We start from the raw sequence: 14,529 nt of genomic DNA, 5'->3' as shown, positions 1-14,529 counted from the left end.
CCCTCGGTTCACTCCGAGCGCCTGCACGAAGGGGTGAATAGCCGTAGGGAGATGGATACACCTCTGGGTGGGGGAACCGAGGGGGGACCGTGGAGCGGCGGGAACAGTGACCCCGTGACCGCCGCTCCACGCTCCGCCGGGTTGAGCGGTTGGGCGCCTCATGGCTCGGGAGGACAGGTTGCGCGGCGGGTGCGGGTGAGTCGTGGTTGCTCGCGCCCACGCGGCGGAGCCGCATAGTGTGACCGCCCCGCGCCCCTGAAGAGCGCGGGGCTGCGCCCCTGCTCCTCAGCGCCGAAGTCCCCCGGCTCTAGCCGAAGACCGCCAGGCTCTTCGCCTTGCCCTTCTGGCTCTCCACCAGGGCCAGGAAGCGGCCGGTGGGGTCGAAGACGGCGACGGCGCCGCGGTCCGTGTACTCCTCGGGCATCTCCAGGCGGACGCCGTTCAGCAGGAGTCGGGCGCGCTTGTCGTCCACGTCCCAGCGGGGGAACGCGGCCGTGGCGGCCTCGGCGACCGGCATCACGGTCAGCTCCTCCTGGAGCTGGTCCAGGGTGCGGGCGGAGTCCAGCTTGTACGGGCCCACGCGTGTGCGGCGCAGCGCCGTGAGGTGGCCGCCGACGCCCAGGCCGGCGCCCAGGTCGCGGGCGAGGGCGCGGATGTACGTCCCGGAGGAGCACACCACCGACACCACCAGGTCGAGGACGGGGGTGCCGTCCTCGGCGACGGCGTCCCGGACGTCGTACACCGCGAAGGAGGAGATGGTGACGGGCCGGGCGGGAATCTCGAAGTCCTCGCCGTCCCGGGCCCGTTTGTAGGACCGCACGCCGTCGATCTTGATGGCGCTGACCTTGGACGGCACCTGCATGATCCGGCCGGTCAGCTCGGCCACACCGGCGTCGACGGCGTCCCGGGTGACCTTCGACGCGTCGACCGACGCCGTGATCTCGCCCTCGGCGTCGTCGGTGACCGTCGTCTGCCCGAGCCGGACGGTCCCCAGGTACTCCTTCTCGGTGAGCGCGAGGTGACCGAGCAGCTTGGTGGCCCTCTCCACCCCCAGGACGAGCACTCCGGTGGCCATCGGGTCGAGCGTTCCCGCGTGCCCGACCCGTCGGGTCCGGGCGATGCCCCGCATCTTGGCGACGACATCGTGCGAAGTGAAGCCCGACGGCTTGTCGACGATGACAAGGCCGTCGGGCGTGGTGTTCTTCCGGCGCTGCTCGGTCATTCGGCGGCGGCATCCTCATCGGCGTCGTCATCGGCGTCTTCGCCCGGCTTGCGGTACGGGTCGGCCTCACCGGCGTACTTGGCGCCCGACGCGCTCTCGCGCACCTGGGCGTCCGAGGCCCGCGCCTTGTCGAGCAGGTCGTCGATGGTCTTGGCGGTGTCCGGGAGGGCGTCGGCCACGAAGGTGAGGGTCGGGGTGAACTTCACCTGTGCGGCGCGTCCGACCTCGGAACGGAGGATGCCCTTGGCGCTCTCCAGCCCCGCGGCGGCTGCCGCCCGCTCCTCGTCGTCCCCGTAGACCGTGTAGAAGACGGTCGCCTCCCGCAGGTCCCCGGTCACCCGGGTGTCCGTGATGGTGACGTGTGAGCCGAGCCGCGGGTCCTTGATCCCACGCAACAGCTTCTGGGCCACCACCTCTCGGATGAGGTCCGCCAGCCTCTTGGCGCGCGCGTTGTCGGCCACTGGTCCGTCTCCTAGCTCGTTCCGCGTTACTGCTGTTTCCTGAATTGTGCTGCTCTTCGGCTCCGCGACCGGTCAGTCGTCGTCGCCGTGCAGCCGCCGTCTGACCGAGAGGAGTTCGACCTCGGGCCGCGCGGCGACCAGTCGCTCGCACCGGTCCAGTACGTCGGTCAGATGCCCCGTGTCACCGGAGACCACCGCCAGCCCGATCACGGCCCGGCGGTGCAGATCCATATGGTCGACCTCCGCCACGCTCACCGCGAACTTGCGGTGGAGCTCGGCCACGATCGGGCGGACGACGGAGCGCTTCTCCTTCAGCGACCGTACGTCGCCGAGCAGGAGATCGAAGGACAGAGTCCCCACGTACATGTGTGTGTCCGGTTCACCCGCCGGTACGGGATCGATGGCCCACCCGTAGGCCGGGCGGCAACATCAGAACCGTACATCGAACCCGGTGGGGGCTCGACGGGATTTACTCGCCCCCGGGCCCAGACCTTCAGGGGCGCGGGGAACTGCGCGAAGGGGGTCTGGGGGCGAAGCTCCCAGGAACGGCCACACCGGCCGGGGGTACCGAATGGCACCCCCGGCCGGCATGAACCACCGGCTTACGCCCGCGGCTTCTCGCGCATCTCGTACGTCGCGATGACGTCGTCGACCTTGATGTCGTTGAAGTTTCCGAGGTTGATACCACCCTCGAAGCCTTCGCGGATCTCGGTGACGTCGTCCTTGAAGCGACGCAGACCGGAGATGGTGAGGTTCTCCGCGATGACCTTGCCGTCGCGGACGAGGCGCGCCTTGGTGTTGCGCTTGACCTCGCCCGAGCGGACCAGGACACCGGCGATGTTGCCCAGCTTGGACGACTTGAAGACCTCGCGGATCTCCGCCGTGCCGAGCTCGACCTCCTCGTACTCCGGCTTGAGCATGCCCTTGAGGGCCGCCTCGATCTCCTCGATGGCCTGGTAGATCACCGAGTAGTACCGGACGTCCACGCCCTCGCGCTCGGCCATCTGCGCGGCACGGCCGGCCGCACGGACATTGAAGCCGATCACGATGGCGTCGGAGCCCATCGCCAGGTCGATGTCGGACTCCGTGACCGCACCGACGCCGCGGTGCAGGACGCGGATGTCGACCTCTTCGCCGACGTCGAGCTGGAGCAGCGAGGACTCGAGGGCCTCCACCGAACCGGACGCGTCGCCCTTGATGATGAGGTTGAGTTCCTGCACCAGACCGGCCTTGAGCGCCTCGTCCAGGTTCTCCAGGGAGAACCGGACGCCACGCCTGGCGAAGTTGGCGTTGCGCTCGCGCGCCGCCCGCTTCTCGGCGATCTGACGGGCCGTACGGTCCTCGTCGACGACCAGGAAGTTGTCGCCGGCGCCCGGGACGTTCGTGAGACCCAGGACCAGGACGGGGGTCGAGGGACCCGCTTCCTCGACGTTGTTGCCGTTGTCGTCGAGCATCGCCCGGACACGGCCGTACGCGTCGCCGACCACCATCGTGTCGCCGATGCGCAGCGTGCCGCGCTGGACCAGGACCGTCGAGACGGCACCGCGACCGCGGTCGAGGTGGGACTCGATCGCGATGCCCTGCGCGTCCTGCTCCGGGTTGGCCCGCAGGTCGAGCGAGGCGTCCGCGGTGAGGACCACGGCCTCCAGCAGGCTCTCGATGTTGAGGCCCTGCTTGGCGGAGATGTCGACGAACATGGTGTCGCCGCCGTACTCCTCGGCCACCAGGCCGTACTCGGTCAGCTGACCGCGCACCTTGGTCGGGTCGGCACCCTCGACGTCGATCTTGTTGACCGCGACGACGATCGGGACGTCGGCCGCCTTGGCGTGGTTGAGCGCCTCGACCGTCTGCGGCATGACGCCGTCGTTGGCCGCGACGACCAGGATCGCGATGTCGGTCGACTTCGCACCACGGGCACGCATGGCGGTGAACGCCTCGTGACCCGGGGTGTCGATGAAGGTGATCTTGCGCTCTTCGTCGTTGACCGAGGTCGTGACCTGGTAGGCACCGATGTGCTGGGTGATGCCGCCGGCCTCGCCCGCGACGACGTTCGTCTTGCGGATGGTGTCGAGCAGACGGGTCTTACCGTGGTCGACGTGACCCATGACGGTCACGACCGGCGGACGCGCGACGAGGAACTCCTCGCCACCCTCGTCCTCGCCGAACTCGATGTCGAAGGACTCGAGCAGCTCGCGGTCCTCCTCCTCCGGGCTGACGATCTCGACGACGTAGTTCATCTCGCCGGCGAGCAGCTGGAGGGTCTCGTCGGAGACGGACTGCGTGGCGGTGACCATCTCGCCGAGGTTCATCATCACGGCGACGAGCGACGCCGGGTTGGCGTTGATCTTCTCCGCGAAGTCGGTGAGGGAGGCACCGCGCGACAGGCGGACGGACTGTCCGTTGCCGCGAGGCAGCATCACGCCGCCGACCGACGGGGCCTGCATGGCCTCGTACTCCTGGCGCCTCTGCCGCTTCGACTTGCGACCGCGACGCGCGGGACCACCGGGACGGCCGAAGGCGCCCTGTGTGCCACCACGGGCACCCGGACCACCGGGACGACCGCCGAAGCCGGGACGGCCACCGCCGCCGGCACCCGGACCACCGGGACGACCGGCGAAACCGCCACCGCCACCGGGAGCACCCGGACGACCGGCGAAACCGCCACCGCCGCCGCCACCGGGACGACCGGCGAAGCCGCCGCCACCACCGGGACGACCGCCGCCACCGCCACCGGGACGGCCACCGCCGCCGCCGCCGGGACCGCGACCGCCGGGGCCACCGCCACCGGGACGGGGGCCGGCAGCCGGACGCTGCGGCATCATGCCGGGGTTCGGACGGGGGCCACCGGGGCCACCGCCGGGACGGGGACCGCCGCCCTGCGGACGGGGCATGCCGCCCGGGGTCGGACGGGCGCCGCCCGGAGCCTGCGGACGGGGACCGCCGCCGGCACCCTGCGGACGGGGCGCCTGGCCGGGGGACGCGGGACGCGGACCGCCCTGGGCGCCACCGGGACCACCCGGACCGCCGTGTCCACCGGGACGCGGCGCGCCGCCGGGACGGGGGCCCTGCGGGCGACCCATGCCGGTGGAGCCACCGGAGGTGAAGGGGTTGTTGCCCGGACGCGGACCGGCCGGACGGGCACCGCCCGGCTTGGGCGCGCCGGCACCGCCGGGACGCTGACCGCCGGGACGCGCCGACTGGCCGCGGTCCTGGCGCTCAGGACGGTCCTGGCGGTCCTGACCGGGGCCACCGGGACGCTGCTGGCCACCCGGACGCGGCGCACCCGGGCCGGGGCGAGCGCCCGGACGCGGGGACGACGACGGGGCGGCCGGAGCCGACGGGGGCGCCTGGAACTCGGGCACGCTCGGGGCCGGGGAGGCCGGAGCGGGCTTCGGCGTCGGCGGCTTGGGACCCGGCAGCGGGCGCGGGCCCGGGGCGGGGGCCGAGGCCGCGGGCTTCTCCGCGGCGGGCGGCTTCGGTGCGGCCGGACCCGGGCGCGGGGCGGCCGGACGTGCGGCCTGCGCGGGAGAGGGGGCCGCCGGACGTGCCGGGGCGGCCTTGCGGGGGGCGGGCTTGCCGCCGCCGCTGCCCTGCTGGAGGGCGTCTGTCAGTTTGCGTACAACGGGCGCCTCGATCGTCGAGGACGCCGAACGGACGAATTCACCGAGCTCTTGGAGCTTGGCCATGACGACCTTGCTCTCAACCCCGAACTCCTTGGCGAGTTCGTATACCCGGACCTTAGCCACTTCGCTCCTTTTTAGGTCCGGGTGCGTCCGGACCGTCGCTACTTCATGGGCGTACTCATCGCGTGCTCATCGAGTGCTCATCGCAATCTCGACCTACTTCCAACTCGCGGAATACCGGGCCGCACGGAGGTTCCGTACGACACGTCTTACGGTGTTGCCTGCTCGGCAACCGTCACCTGCTCGGCAACTGTCGTCTGCTCCACGTAGAGGCGCAACGCCTTTGTGTCGAGCGCTCCCGGGGCACGCAGCGCCCGCGTGAACGCCCGACGGCGTACCGCCAGGTCGAGACAGACCTGGGCGGGGTGTACGTACGCACCCCGGCCGGGCAGCGTACCGCGAGGATCGGGGGCGCATTCGCCCTCGATCGCCACGACCCGCAGCAGTTCGGTCTTGGCCGCTCGCTGCCTGCACCCCACACAGGTGCGTTCAGGGCATGCGCGGGCACGCGTCCGGCCAGACACTGCTAAGTCTACCTCCCCGCGCCGCCCTCACCCCTTTGGGGCAAGAATCGAACAGTTGCCGCGCATATAAGTGACGTGATCCAAGCGACCTGCGGCTTGGATCTATTCCCCGCCTACTCCGACGGCTGCTCGGTGTCCGGGCGGATGTCGATCCGCCAGCCGGTGAGGCGGGCGGCGAGGCGGGCGTTCTGGCCCTCCTTGCCGATCGCCAGCGACAGCTGGTAGTCGGGCACCGTGACCCGCGCGGAGCGGGCCGCGAGGTCCACGACCTCGACCTTGGAGACCCGGGCCGGGGAGAGCGCGTTCGCCACCATCTCGGCCGGGTCGTCCGACCAGTCGACGATGTCGATCTTCTCGCCGTTCAGCTCGCCCATGACATTGCGCACCCGGCCGCCCATCGGGCCGATACAGGCACCCTTGGCGTTCAGCCCGCTGCGCGTCGACCGAACGGCGATCTTCGTACGGTGACCGGCCTCACGCGCGATGGCGGCGATCTCGACGGACCCGTCGGCGATCTCCGGCACCTCCAGGGCGAAGAGCTTCTTCACCAGATTGGGGTGCGTGCGCGAGAGCGTCACGGAGGGACCGCGGACACCCTTCGCCACCCGCACGACGTACGAGCGCAGCCGCATGCCGTGCTGGTAGGCCTCGCCCGGGACCTGTTCCTGCACCGGCAGGATGGCCTCCAGCTTGCCGATGTCGACGAGCACGTTCTTCGGGTCGCGGCCCTGCTGGACCACACCGGTGACGATGTCGCCCTCGCGCCCCGCGTACTCGCCGAGCGTGGCGTCGTCCTCCGCGTCCCGCAGGCGCTGGAGGATCACCTGTTTGGCGGTGGTGGCGGCGATGCGCCCGAAGTCCGACGGGGTGTCGTCGAACGGGCGCGGCTCCTGCCCCTCCTCCAGGTCCTCGGGGTCCTCCTTCGCCCACACGGTCACATGGCCGGTCTCCCGGTTGAGCTCCACGCGCGCGTGCCGGCGGCTTCCCTCGGTGCGGTGGTAGGCGATGAGGAGGGCTGCCTCGATCGCCTCCACGAGCAGGTCGAAGGAGATCTCCTTCTCCCGTACCAAGCCCCGCAGGGCGCTCATGTCGATGTCCACGGCTACGCCTCCTCCTCTTCCGTCATGTCCTTCTTGTCCTTGCGGTTGAACTCGACCTGGACGCGGGCCCTGTCGATCTCGTCGAAGGCGAGCCGGCGGGCGGTGGGCTTGCGGCCCTTCACGCCGGGCACTTCGAGGTCGAGGCCCTCGTCGTCCACGGTCAGGATTCTGGCGATCAGTTCCCCGTCCTCGCGGAGCGCGAACTTCACCAGACGGTCCACGGCACGGCGGTAGTGACGGTGCTCGGTGAGGGCGCGCTCGGCGCCCGGTGTGCCCACTTCGAGGGTGTACTCCGCCTGGCCCATCGCGTCGGTCTCGTCCAGCGTGGCCGAGAGCGCGCGGCTCACATCGGCGACCGTGTCCAGATCCGCGCCCTCGTCCGAGTCGACGACCACCCGCAGCACCCGCTTGCGTCCGACCGAGTCCACTGCGATCTCTTCGAGATCGAGGCCCTGGGAGCGTACGAGCGGTTCCAGCAGTTCTCGCAGCCTCTCGCTCTGGGTGGTGCTCATCCGGGTGACTCCTCGGCCGCGTGTGCTGTTGTGGGTAGGGCGCGTGTCAGGTCAAAGGGTAGCCGCTCCGCTGGGGTGTTGCCGTCCACGAGTCGCCCGCGCCCCTATCGGGACCGGGGCCCGTTCACAGGTACCGTGATCGCACCGCTTCTTTGTTCGTACGACCCCCCTAGGACGTCTGCTGTGTCGTTCAGCCTGTCGTCGCGTGCCCTGTCGGGGCCGCGCAGAAGGAGTTTGCTCGTCGGGGCAGCCGGTGTGGGGCTGCTCGTGGGGTGCTCCTCCGGGGGTGAGGGGTCCGGGGGCGGGAGCGGTACGTCGGAGGCGGAGCGGGCACGCGCGCGGGTGGCCCGGGACAGCGAGGGGCTCGTGGAGCGGTACGACCTCGTGATCGCCGCCCATCCGGATCTGGCCGCGCTGCTGACACCGCTGCGGGCGGAGGTCGTACGGCATGCCAAGGCGTTCGGGGGCGCGAAGGGGGCGGGCGCGCGTACGGTGAGCGCCTCTCCGTCCGGTTCGCACTCCCCCTCGTCCTCGGCTTCCCCCTCCCCCGTGCCGGACGACCCCGGGGCGGCCCTCGCCGAGCTGGCCACGGCCGAGCGGCGTCTCGCCGACCGGCGGGCCAAGGCGTTGCTGGAGGTATCGGGTGAGATGGCGCGGCTGATGGCCTCGGTGGCGGCGGCGGGTGCCGGGCACGCGTACTTGTTGACGGAGGGAGCCAAGTGAGCGGCGGGGAACTGAAGGCGGTACAGGCGGCACTCGGGGCCGAGCACGCGGCCGTGTACGGGTACGGCGTCGTCGGCGGGAAGATCGACGAGGCGCGGCGGAGCGAGGCCCGGCAGGCGTACGACGCGCACCGGGCCCGCCGGGACGGGCTCAGCCGGGCCGTGCGGGATCTCGGCGGTGAGCCCGCCGCGGCGGCGGCCGGGTACACGCTGCCCTTCCAGGTGTCCGATTCCGACTCCGCCGTGCGGCTCGCCGCCGAGCTGGAGGAGCGGGTGGCCGGTGTGTACTCGGATCTGGTCCGGGCGTCCGAGGGCGACCGGCGGGCCGCGGCGGCCGAGGCGCTGCGGGAAGCGGCGGTGCGGGCGGTGCGGTGGCGGGGCGGAAGCGTAGCCTTCCCTGGTCTCGCCGAGCGGACGGCCGCCGCCGGTCCGTCGGCGACACCGCACACCTGATCACGGCCCGAAGGGAACCACTCGCACATGGCTCGCATGGCTTTCGAGGACTTCGAACCGCCGCAGCGGCTGGTGCGGGCACTCGCCGAGACCCGGCGGCCGGAGGGTGGTGACGGGATCGGCGGCTGGCTGGAATCCCTCCCCGAGCTGCTTCAACAGGCCGTGGATCTACGCGAGTTGACAGTGGAGCGGGTGCAGGCACCCGGTGGCCGCAGCAGTCTTGTGCTCCTGGTGCGGATGATCGACGACACCCCCGCCGTGCTGAAGCTGGCGCCCGGGCGGGCCCGGCCGGAGGCCGAGCGGGCGGCCCTCGCGCACTGGGACGGGCGGGGTGCGGTGCGGATGCTCAACCCCGGGGACAGTCACGGCGTACTGCTGCTGGAGCGGCTGCACCCGGATCTGTCGGTGCGGTCGCTGCCGGAGGCGAAGGCGCTGCTGGAGGCCGCGGCGACCCTGCGGCGGCTGTGGGTCGAGCCGCCGGAGGCGCATTTCTTCGAGACGGTGGCCGAGCGGACGGGGCGGCAGGCGGAGGCCCTCCGGGCGGGCGCCGAGGAGGACTCCGAGGTGCGGGGGCTGGTCGACGCGGCTCTCGGGGTGCGTGCGGAGCTGGTGGACTCCGTGCCCGAGGAGCGGTTGCTGCACGGGACGTTCCGGCAGAGCAAGGTGCTGGCCGGGGAGCGGTTGCCGTGGCTGGCGGTGGGGCCGGATCCGGTGGTGGGTGAGTGCGCGTTCGATCTGGCCCGTCTGGTGCGGGACCGGGTGGAGGACCTGATCGCGTCGCCGTCGGGGGCGGCGATCACTCGGCGGCGGGTGAAGAAGCTGGCCGAGTCGCTGGACGTGGATCAGGAGCGGTTGCGGGGGTGGACGTTGTTCCGGGCGGTGGAGTCGGGGGTTCGGGCTCGGCGGGTGGGACGGCCTCGGGACGGGGAGTTGTTGTTGGAGTTCGCTGGATGGCTTTGACCTGATCGGATGACGGGCTGATTCGGTTCGGAGCGGTCGGACGGTGACGGCCGTCGGTGGCTGGTCGCGCCCACGCGGCGGAGCCGCATATCGAAACAGCCCCGCGCCCCTCAGTCGGACCTCAGTTTCAAGGCAAGCACCGGGCAGTCGGCCGCTGCTCGCTTCGCTCGTTTCAGGGCCGCTCTCGGTATCGGGCCCTTCGCGACGATCGGGTAGCCCCACTCGTCCAACCGCATGTGGTCCGGGAGGAGTCCCGCGCAGAGGCCGTGGGCCTGGCAGGCGGTCCAGTCGACGTCGAGGGTCGGGGTGGCGGGGGCGGTGGTGGTGGTCACGGGCGGGCTCCTTCGACCGTGCGGAGCAGGGTGGCGGGGGTGGCGGCGGGCGTCCCGCAGGGCGTGGGCGGTGCGCGGGGCGAACGCGGCGAGCACGGTGGCGACGCAGGCGACGGTGAGCCAGGTCATCCAGGAGGTGCCGTTGTCCGTGCCGATGCCGATGCCGTGGACCAGGGCGAACGGCCAGGACGCGTACGCCAGCCGGTGCACGGTCCGCCAGGTGCGGTGGCCGATGCGGGCCCGCAGCAGGCTGGTGATCAGGACGGCGAGCATCAGGTCGAGGACGACCGTGCCGAGGCCGAGCCAGAGGGGCTGGCAGTCGGAGACGAACGGGACGACAGTGTCGACGACGGTGATGTTCACATAGTCGTCGACCACGGCGGTCGCGATGTGCAGGACCAGGAACGCGGTCGCGGAGAGGGAGAGGGCGCGGTGGAGGGAGACCGTGCCGAAGCGCGGCAGACCGGGGACGCGGGCGCGGAGTCGTACGGCGATGCCGAGGAGGACGACGACGGTGAAGAGGACCAGGCGGACGCTCGTGCCGAGGGCCCGCCAGTCGGTGGCGGCCGTGGGGCTCGGGGTCATCGTGGACACGGTTATCACGACGCCCCCGAGGTCGAGTCCGCAGAGTCGTCGCCCGTGGAGGACGTCATGCCGTCGGAGGAGGACTGGAGGTCCGGGGACGAGTCGGAGGAGTCGGTGGAGGAGTCCGCCGAGCTGTCCGTGGACGTGGAGGAGTCCGAGGAGGAGGACGAGTCCGTGGTGCTGCCGGTGTCGTCGCTCGACGAGGTGTCGTCGTTCGTGCTCGACGACGTCGAAGTCGTACCGCTGCCGCTCGCGGAGGTGTCCGCGTCCGCCTGCATCGTGCCGATCAGCGCGAACATCCCGGCCGCCGCCGCGAGCGTCACCGCCGCCGCGGTGGCCGCCGTGCGGCGCGGGCACCTCTGCGGATGCCCGCGACCGCCCCTCGTTCCCTGGTCCTCATGACCGTTCCCCTCCGTAGTGACGTCCTGTCACGCACTACGGTCGGGGAACGGTCTGAGAGATTCCGGTGAGGCGGCCATACGCCTCACCAGAACTCTCTGAGAGGTCGCTTAAAGAGTCAGGCGGGCGATCGCCTCGTCCACCGTCAGCTCCTCGCGCTCACCGGTACGGCGGTCCTTCAGCTCCAGGACGCCCTCGGCGGAACGGCGGCCGGCGACCAGGATCTTCGGTACGCCGATCAGCTCGGAGTCGGTGAACTTCACGCCCGGGGAGACACCGGCACGGTCGTCGACGAGGACACGGAGGCCGGCGGCCCGCAGCTTCTCGGAGACGTCGAGGGCCAGTTCGGTCTGGAGGGCCTTGCCCGCGGCGACGACGTGGACGTCGGCCGGGGCGACCTCGGCGGGCCAGCACAGGCCCTTGTCGTCGGCGGACTGCTCGGCGAGGGCCGCGACCGCGCGGGAGACACCGATGCCGTAGGAGCCCATGGTGACGCGGACCGGCTTGCCGTGTCGGCCGAGGACGTCGAGCTTGAGGGCGTCGGCGTACTTGCGGCCGAGCTGGAAGATGTGGCCGATCTCGATGGCGCGGTCGAGTTTGAGGCCGGTGCCGCAGTTGGGGCAGGGGTCGCCCTCCTGGACGACCACGACGTCGACGTACTCGCCGACCTCGAAGTCACGGCCCGCGACGACGTTCCTGGCGTGCGTGCCGGGCTTGTTGGCGCCCGTGATCCAGGCGGTGCCCGGCGCGACGCGCGGGTCGGCGATGTAGGTGACCTTCTCGCCGAGGCCCTGCGGGCCGACATAGCCGCGGACCAGGTCGGGGCGGCCCGCGAAGTCCGCCTCGGTCACCATCTCGACGACGGCCGGGGCGAAGTGCGCCTCGACCTTGCCCATGTCGACCTCGCGGTCGCCGGGGACGCCGACGGCGACGATCTCGCCGTCGACCTTGACGAGGAGGTTCTTGAGGGTGGCGGAGGCCTGGACGCCGAGGTGGGCGGCGAGGGTCTCGATGGTGGGGGTGTCGGGCGTCGGGATCTCTTCGAGGACGGGCACGCCGTCGGCGTCCACCGGCTTCAGCTCGAAGGTGATCGCCTCGGTGTTGGCCGCGAAGTCGCATGCCGGGCAGTCCGCGAAGGTGTCCTCGCCGGCGCCGGCCGGGGCGAGGAACTCCTCCGACTTGGAGCCGCCCATCGCGCCCGCCGTCGCCGCGCAGATGCGGTAGTCGAGGCCCAGACGCTCGAACACCTTCTGGTAGGCCTGGCGGTGCAGCGCGTACGACTGGGCGAGGCCCTCGTCCTCGGTGTCGAAGGAGTACGAGTCCTTCATCAGGAACTCACGGCCGCGCAGGATGCCGGCGCGGGGGCGGGCCTCGTCACGGAACTTGGTCTGGATCTGGTAGAGGATCACCGGCAGGTCCTTGTAGGAGGACGCCTGGTCCTTCACGATCAGCGTGAAGATCTCCTCGTGGGTGGGGCCGAGGAGGTAGTCGCCGCCCTTGCGGTCCTTGAGGCGGAACAGCTCCGGGCCGTACTCGTCCCAGCGGCCCGTCGCCTCGTACGGCTCCTTCGGCAGCAGCGCGGGGAGCAGCACCTCCTGGGCGCCGATCGCGTCCATCTCCTCGCGGACGACGCGCTCCACGTTGGCGAGGACCTTCTTGCCGAGCGGCAGCCAGGTCCACACGCCGGCCGCGGTACGGCGGACGTAACCGGCGCGGACGAGGAGCTTGTGGCTGAGCACCTCGGCGTCCGCCGGGTCGTCGCGCAGCGTCTTCGCCATCAACTGGGACATGCGCTGGACCGGTGCGTTCGCCATGGTTGTCGTACTCCTGCCGGGTTGGGTGATGGCAGGAGGTTAGCCGGGGGGTGGGTGCCCGTGGAAATCCGGTGGTGGCGGTGGGGTGGTACGGCGGCTATCCGCGGCGCAGGGGCAGGGGGGCGCCCATCACGGCATACGGCTTGGGGGCGCTGGGGAAGACGACGCGGCGGGCGAGGTCGGTGTAGCCGAGGGAGCGGTAGAGGCCGCGGGCCGGGCTCTCGACGTCGATCGCGGAGAGGATCGAGCGGGGTTCGGTCGCGCTGTCCGTGATGGAGGTGATCAGGGCGCGGCCGACGCCGTGGTTCTGGTGGTGGGGGTGGACGTGCAGTTCGGTGATCACGAAGGAGTCGTCCAGCCAGTGGTCGTGGCCGAGGGCGCGGAGGTAGGGCTCGACGACGGTGGACCACCAGTGGGTGCGGTCGTTGGGCATGCCGTAGACGAAGCCGACGAGGTGGCCTCCGGCCGTGGCTCCCAGTGCGCGGGCTCCCGGGTACGTCATGTGGCGGAGGACGATCTGGCGGCGGACCGCTACCTCGTCGGGGGCTAGTCCGAAGGCGATGGCTTGGACGGCTAGGGCCTCGTCTACGTGGGTGGAGAGGTCCAAGGGGCCGATGACGAGGCTCATGTTGCGGATGCTACAGGGGGGTTCGGGTTGTGGGCGGGGGGCGGGTTGTATGTGGCTGGTCGCGCCCACGCGGCGGAGCCGCATGTCGATACAGCCCCGCGACCCCGACTCTGTCGCAGTCGACCCTCGTCAGAACAGGACGCTCATGAAGGCGCCCACCTCTTGGAAGCCCACCCTCTGGTACGTGCGTCTCGCGGCCGTGTTGAAGTCGTTGACGTAGAGGCTGACCAGGGGGGCGACGTCGGCGAGGGCGTAGCGGAGGACCGCTGCCATGCCGGGGGCGGCCAGGCCCCGGCCCCGGTGTTCGGGGTCGACCCAGACGCCCTGGATCTGGCAGGCGTGGGGGGTCGCGGCGCCGATCTCGGCCTTGAAGAGGACACGGCCGTCGGGGCCGAGGCGGGCGAAGGAACGGCCGGAGCCGACGAGTTCGGCGACCCGGGCCTGGTAGAGGAGGCCGCCGTCGCCGGCCATCGGGGAGACGCCGACCTCCTCGGTGAACATCGCGACGCACGCCGGCATGATCGTGTCCATCTCGTCCTTGCGGATCCGGCGGACGTACGGGTCGGGGGTGACCTCGGCGGGGTCGGGGAGCCGGTCGGTGACCATGAGGGGCTGGTGGGAGCGGACCTCGCGGGCCGGGCCCCAGCTGGGTTCGAGGAGGCGCCACAGCTGGGCGGTGGGTTCGGCGGGGCCGACGACCGAGGAGCAGCGGCGGCCGGCCCGGCGGGCGCGGTCGGCGAAGGCGCGCACGGCGCGGGGGGTGGCGCAGATGGGGACGAGGTTCGCGCCGGCGTAGCAGAGGGAGGTCAGGGCACCGTCCTCGTACCAGCCCCACATCTCGCCGCCGAGCCGCCAGGGGTCCAGGCCGGCGACCTGGACGCGGGACGTCACGAAGGCGTTCGCGACGGGGTCTCGGTCCAGGACGGCGAGTGCGGCGTCCAGGTCACTCGGTTCGAGGACCCTGGTGGTGGTCTGGGTCAACACGTGCGGGGGCCTCACCCTGGGGTCTGCGCTGGTCTCCGCACGATACCCTGCCGGGCTCGGCGGGGGCGCCTCAGAGCTCGGGGGCTCCTGTGCGTGGGCGGGTGCGGGTACGTGGGCGGGTCGTGGCTTGTCGCGCAGTTCCCCGCGCCC

General features: G+C 71.5%; 15 protein-coding genes. 4 read left to right on the top strand and 11 right to left on the bottom strand.

Annotation, left to right across the window (positions count from 1 at the left end):
* Window positions 1-307: 307 nt before the first annotated feature.
* The 7 genes from truB to rimP all read right to left on the bottom strand — a co-directional run bounded on the left by truB (window position 308) and on the right by rimP (window position 7,502).
* A complete protein-coding gene (gene truB / locus F9278_RS35920) occupies window positions 308-1,222 on the bottom strand; it encodes a tRNA pseudouridine(55) synthase TruB (protein WP_152172012.1) in 915 nt (304 codons plus the stop codon).
* A complete protein-coding gene (gene rbfA / locus F9278_RS35915) occupies window positions 1,219-1,683 on the bottom strand; it encodes a 30S ribosome-binding factor RbfA (RefSeq protein ID WP_152172011.1) in 465 nt (154 codons plus the stop codon). The genes truB and rbfA overlap by 4 nt, the downstream gene beginning before the upstream one ends.
* 72 nt (window positions 1,684-1,755) lie before the next feature.
* Window positions 1,756-2,049, bottom strand: coding sequence for a DUF503 domain-containing protein (locus F9278_RS35910; protein WP_152172010.1), 294 nt, complete (start codon window positions 2,047-2,049; stop codon window positions 1,756-1,758).
* A gap of 236 nt (window positions 2,050-2,285) precedes the next feature.
* Window positions 2,286-5,429, bottom strand: coding sequence for a translation initiation factor IF-2 (infB, locus tag F9278_RS35905; RefSeq protein WP_152172009.1), 3,144 nt, complete (start codon window positions 5,427-5,429; stop codon window positions 2,286-2,288).
* A 146-nt stretch (window positions 5,430-5,575) separates the two neighbouring features.
* Entirely contained in the window at window positions 5,576-5,890 is a 315-nt protein-coding gene (locus tag F9278_RS35900; RefSeq protein WP_152172008.1) for a YlxR family protein, read from the bottom strand.
* Between the two features lie 113 nt (window positions 5,891-6,003).
* Window positions 6,004-6,990: a transcription termination factor NusA gene (nusA, locus tag F9278_RS35895; protein WP_152172007.1), complete on the bottom strand. Its 987-nt coding sequence runs from the start codon at window positions 6,988-6,990 to the stop codon at window positions 6,004-6,006.
* 2 nt (window positions 6,991-6,992) lie between these two features.
* Window positions 6,993-7,502: a ribosome maturation factor RimP gene (gene rimP, locus F9278_RS35890; RefSeq protein WP_152172006.1), complete on the bottom strand. Its 510-nt coding sequence runs from the start codon at window positions 7,500-7,502 to the stop codon at window positions 6,993-6,995.
* A 234-nt stretch (window positions 7,503-7,736) separates the two neighbouring features.
* Here rimP and F9278_RS35885 point away from each other — a divergent pair, with 234 nt between their 5' ends.
* The 3 genes from F9278_RS35885 to F9278_RS35875 are packed head-to-tail and all read left to right on the top strand — an operon-like array spanning window position 7,737 to window position 9,637.
* A complete protein-coding gene (locus F9278_RS35885; RefSeq protein ID WP_152172005.1) occupies window positions 7,737-8,225 on the top strand; it encodes a hypothetical protein in 489 nt (162 codons plus the stop codon).
* Entirely contained in the window at window positions 8,222-8,677 is a 456-nt protein-coding gene (locus F9278_RS35880) for a ferritin-like domain-containing protein (protein ID WP_152172004.1), read from the top strand. The genes F9278_RS35885 and F9278_RS35880 overlap by 4 nt, the downstream gene beginning before the upstream one ends.
* Window positions 8,678-8,704: 27 nt before the next feature.
* A complete protein-coding gene (locus F9278_RS35875; RefSeq protein ID WP_152172003.1) occupies window positions 8,705-9,637 on the top strand; it encodes an aminoglycoside phosphotransferase family protein in 933 nt (310 codons plus the stop codon).
* A 110-nt stretch (window positions 9,638-9,747) separates the two neighbouring features.
* Here the strand turns inward: F9278_RS35875 and F9278_RS35865 are convergent, their stop codons facing one another.
* Window positions 9,748-10,554 (bottom strand): ferredoxin, encoded by an 807-nt coding sequence (locus F9278_RS35865; protein WP_226967096.1) that lies wholly within the window; start codon window positions 10,552-10,554, stop codon window positions 9,748-9,750.
* A gap of 66 nt (window positions 10,555-10,620) precedes the next feature.
* On the opposite strand from F9278_RS35865, the gene F9278_RS47650 reads away from it, so the two are divergent.
* Window positions 10,621-10,956, top strand: coding sequence for a hypothetical protein (locus tag F9278_RS47650; protein ID WP_226967095.1), 336 nt, complete (start codon window positions 10,621-10,623; stop codon window positions 10,954-10,956).
* Between the two features lie 107 nt (window positions 10,957-11,063).
* On the opposite strand, the gene F9278_RS35855 is transcribed toward F9278_RS47650, so the two are convergent.
* The 3 genes from F9278_RS35855 to F9278_RS35845 all read right to left on the bottom strand — a co-directional run bounded on the left by F9278_RS35855 (window position 11,064) and on the right by F9278_RS35845 (window position 14,379).
* On the bottom strand, window positions 11,064-12,767 hold the full coding sequence (locus F9278_RS35855; RefSeq protein ID WP_152172001.1) for a proline--tRNA ligase: 1,704 nt from the start codon (window positions 12,765-12,767) through the stop codon (window positions 11,064-11,066).
* Window positions 12,768-12,864: 97 nt separating this feature from the next.
* Window positions 12,865-13,395, bottom strand: a complete 531-nt coding sequence (locus F9278_RS35850; protein ID WP_152172000.1) for a GNAT family N-acetyltransferase — start codon at window positions 13,393-13,395, stop codon at window positions 12,865-12,867.
* Between the two features lie 129 nt (window positions 13,396-13,524).
* A complete protein-coding gene (locus F9278_RS35845) occupies window positions 13,525-14,379 on the bottom strand; it encodes a GNAT family N-acetyltransferase (RefSeq protein WP_152171999.1) in 855 nt (284 codons plus the stop codon).
* Window positions 14,380-14,529: the final 150 nt, after the last annotated feature.

The sequence above is a fragment of the Streptomyces phaeolivaceus genome, assembly GCF_009184865.1.
Classification (GTDB): Bacteria; Actinomycetota; Actinomycetes; order Streptomycetales; family Streptomycetaceae; genus Streptomyces; species Streptomyces phaeolivaceus.
This window is presented reverse-complemented; position numbering and strand designations above follow the sequence as displayed.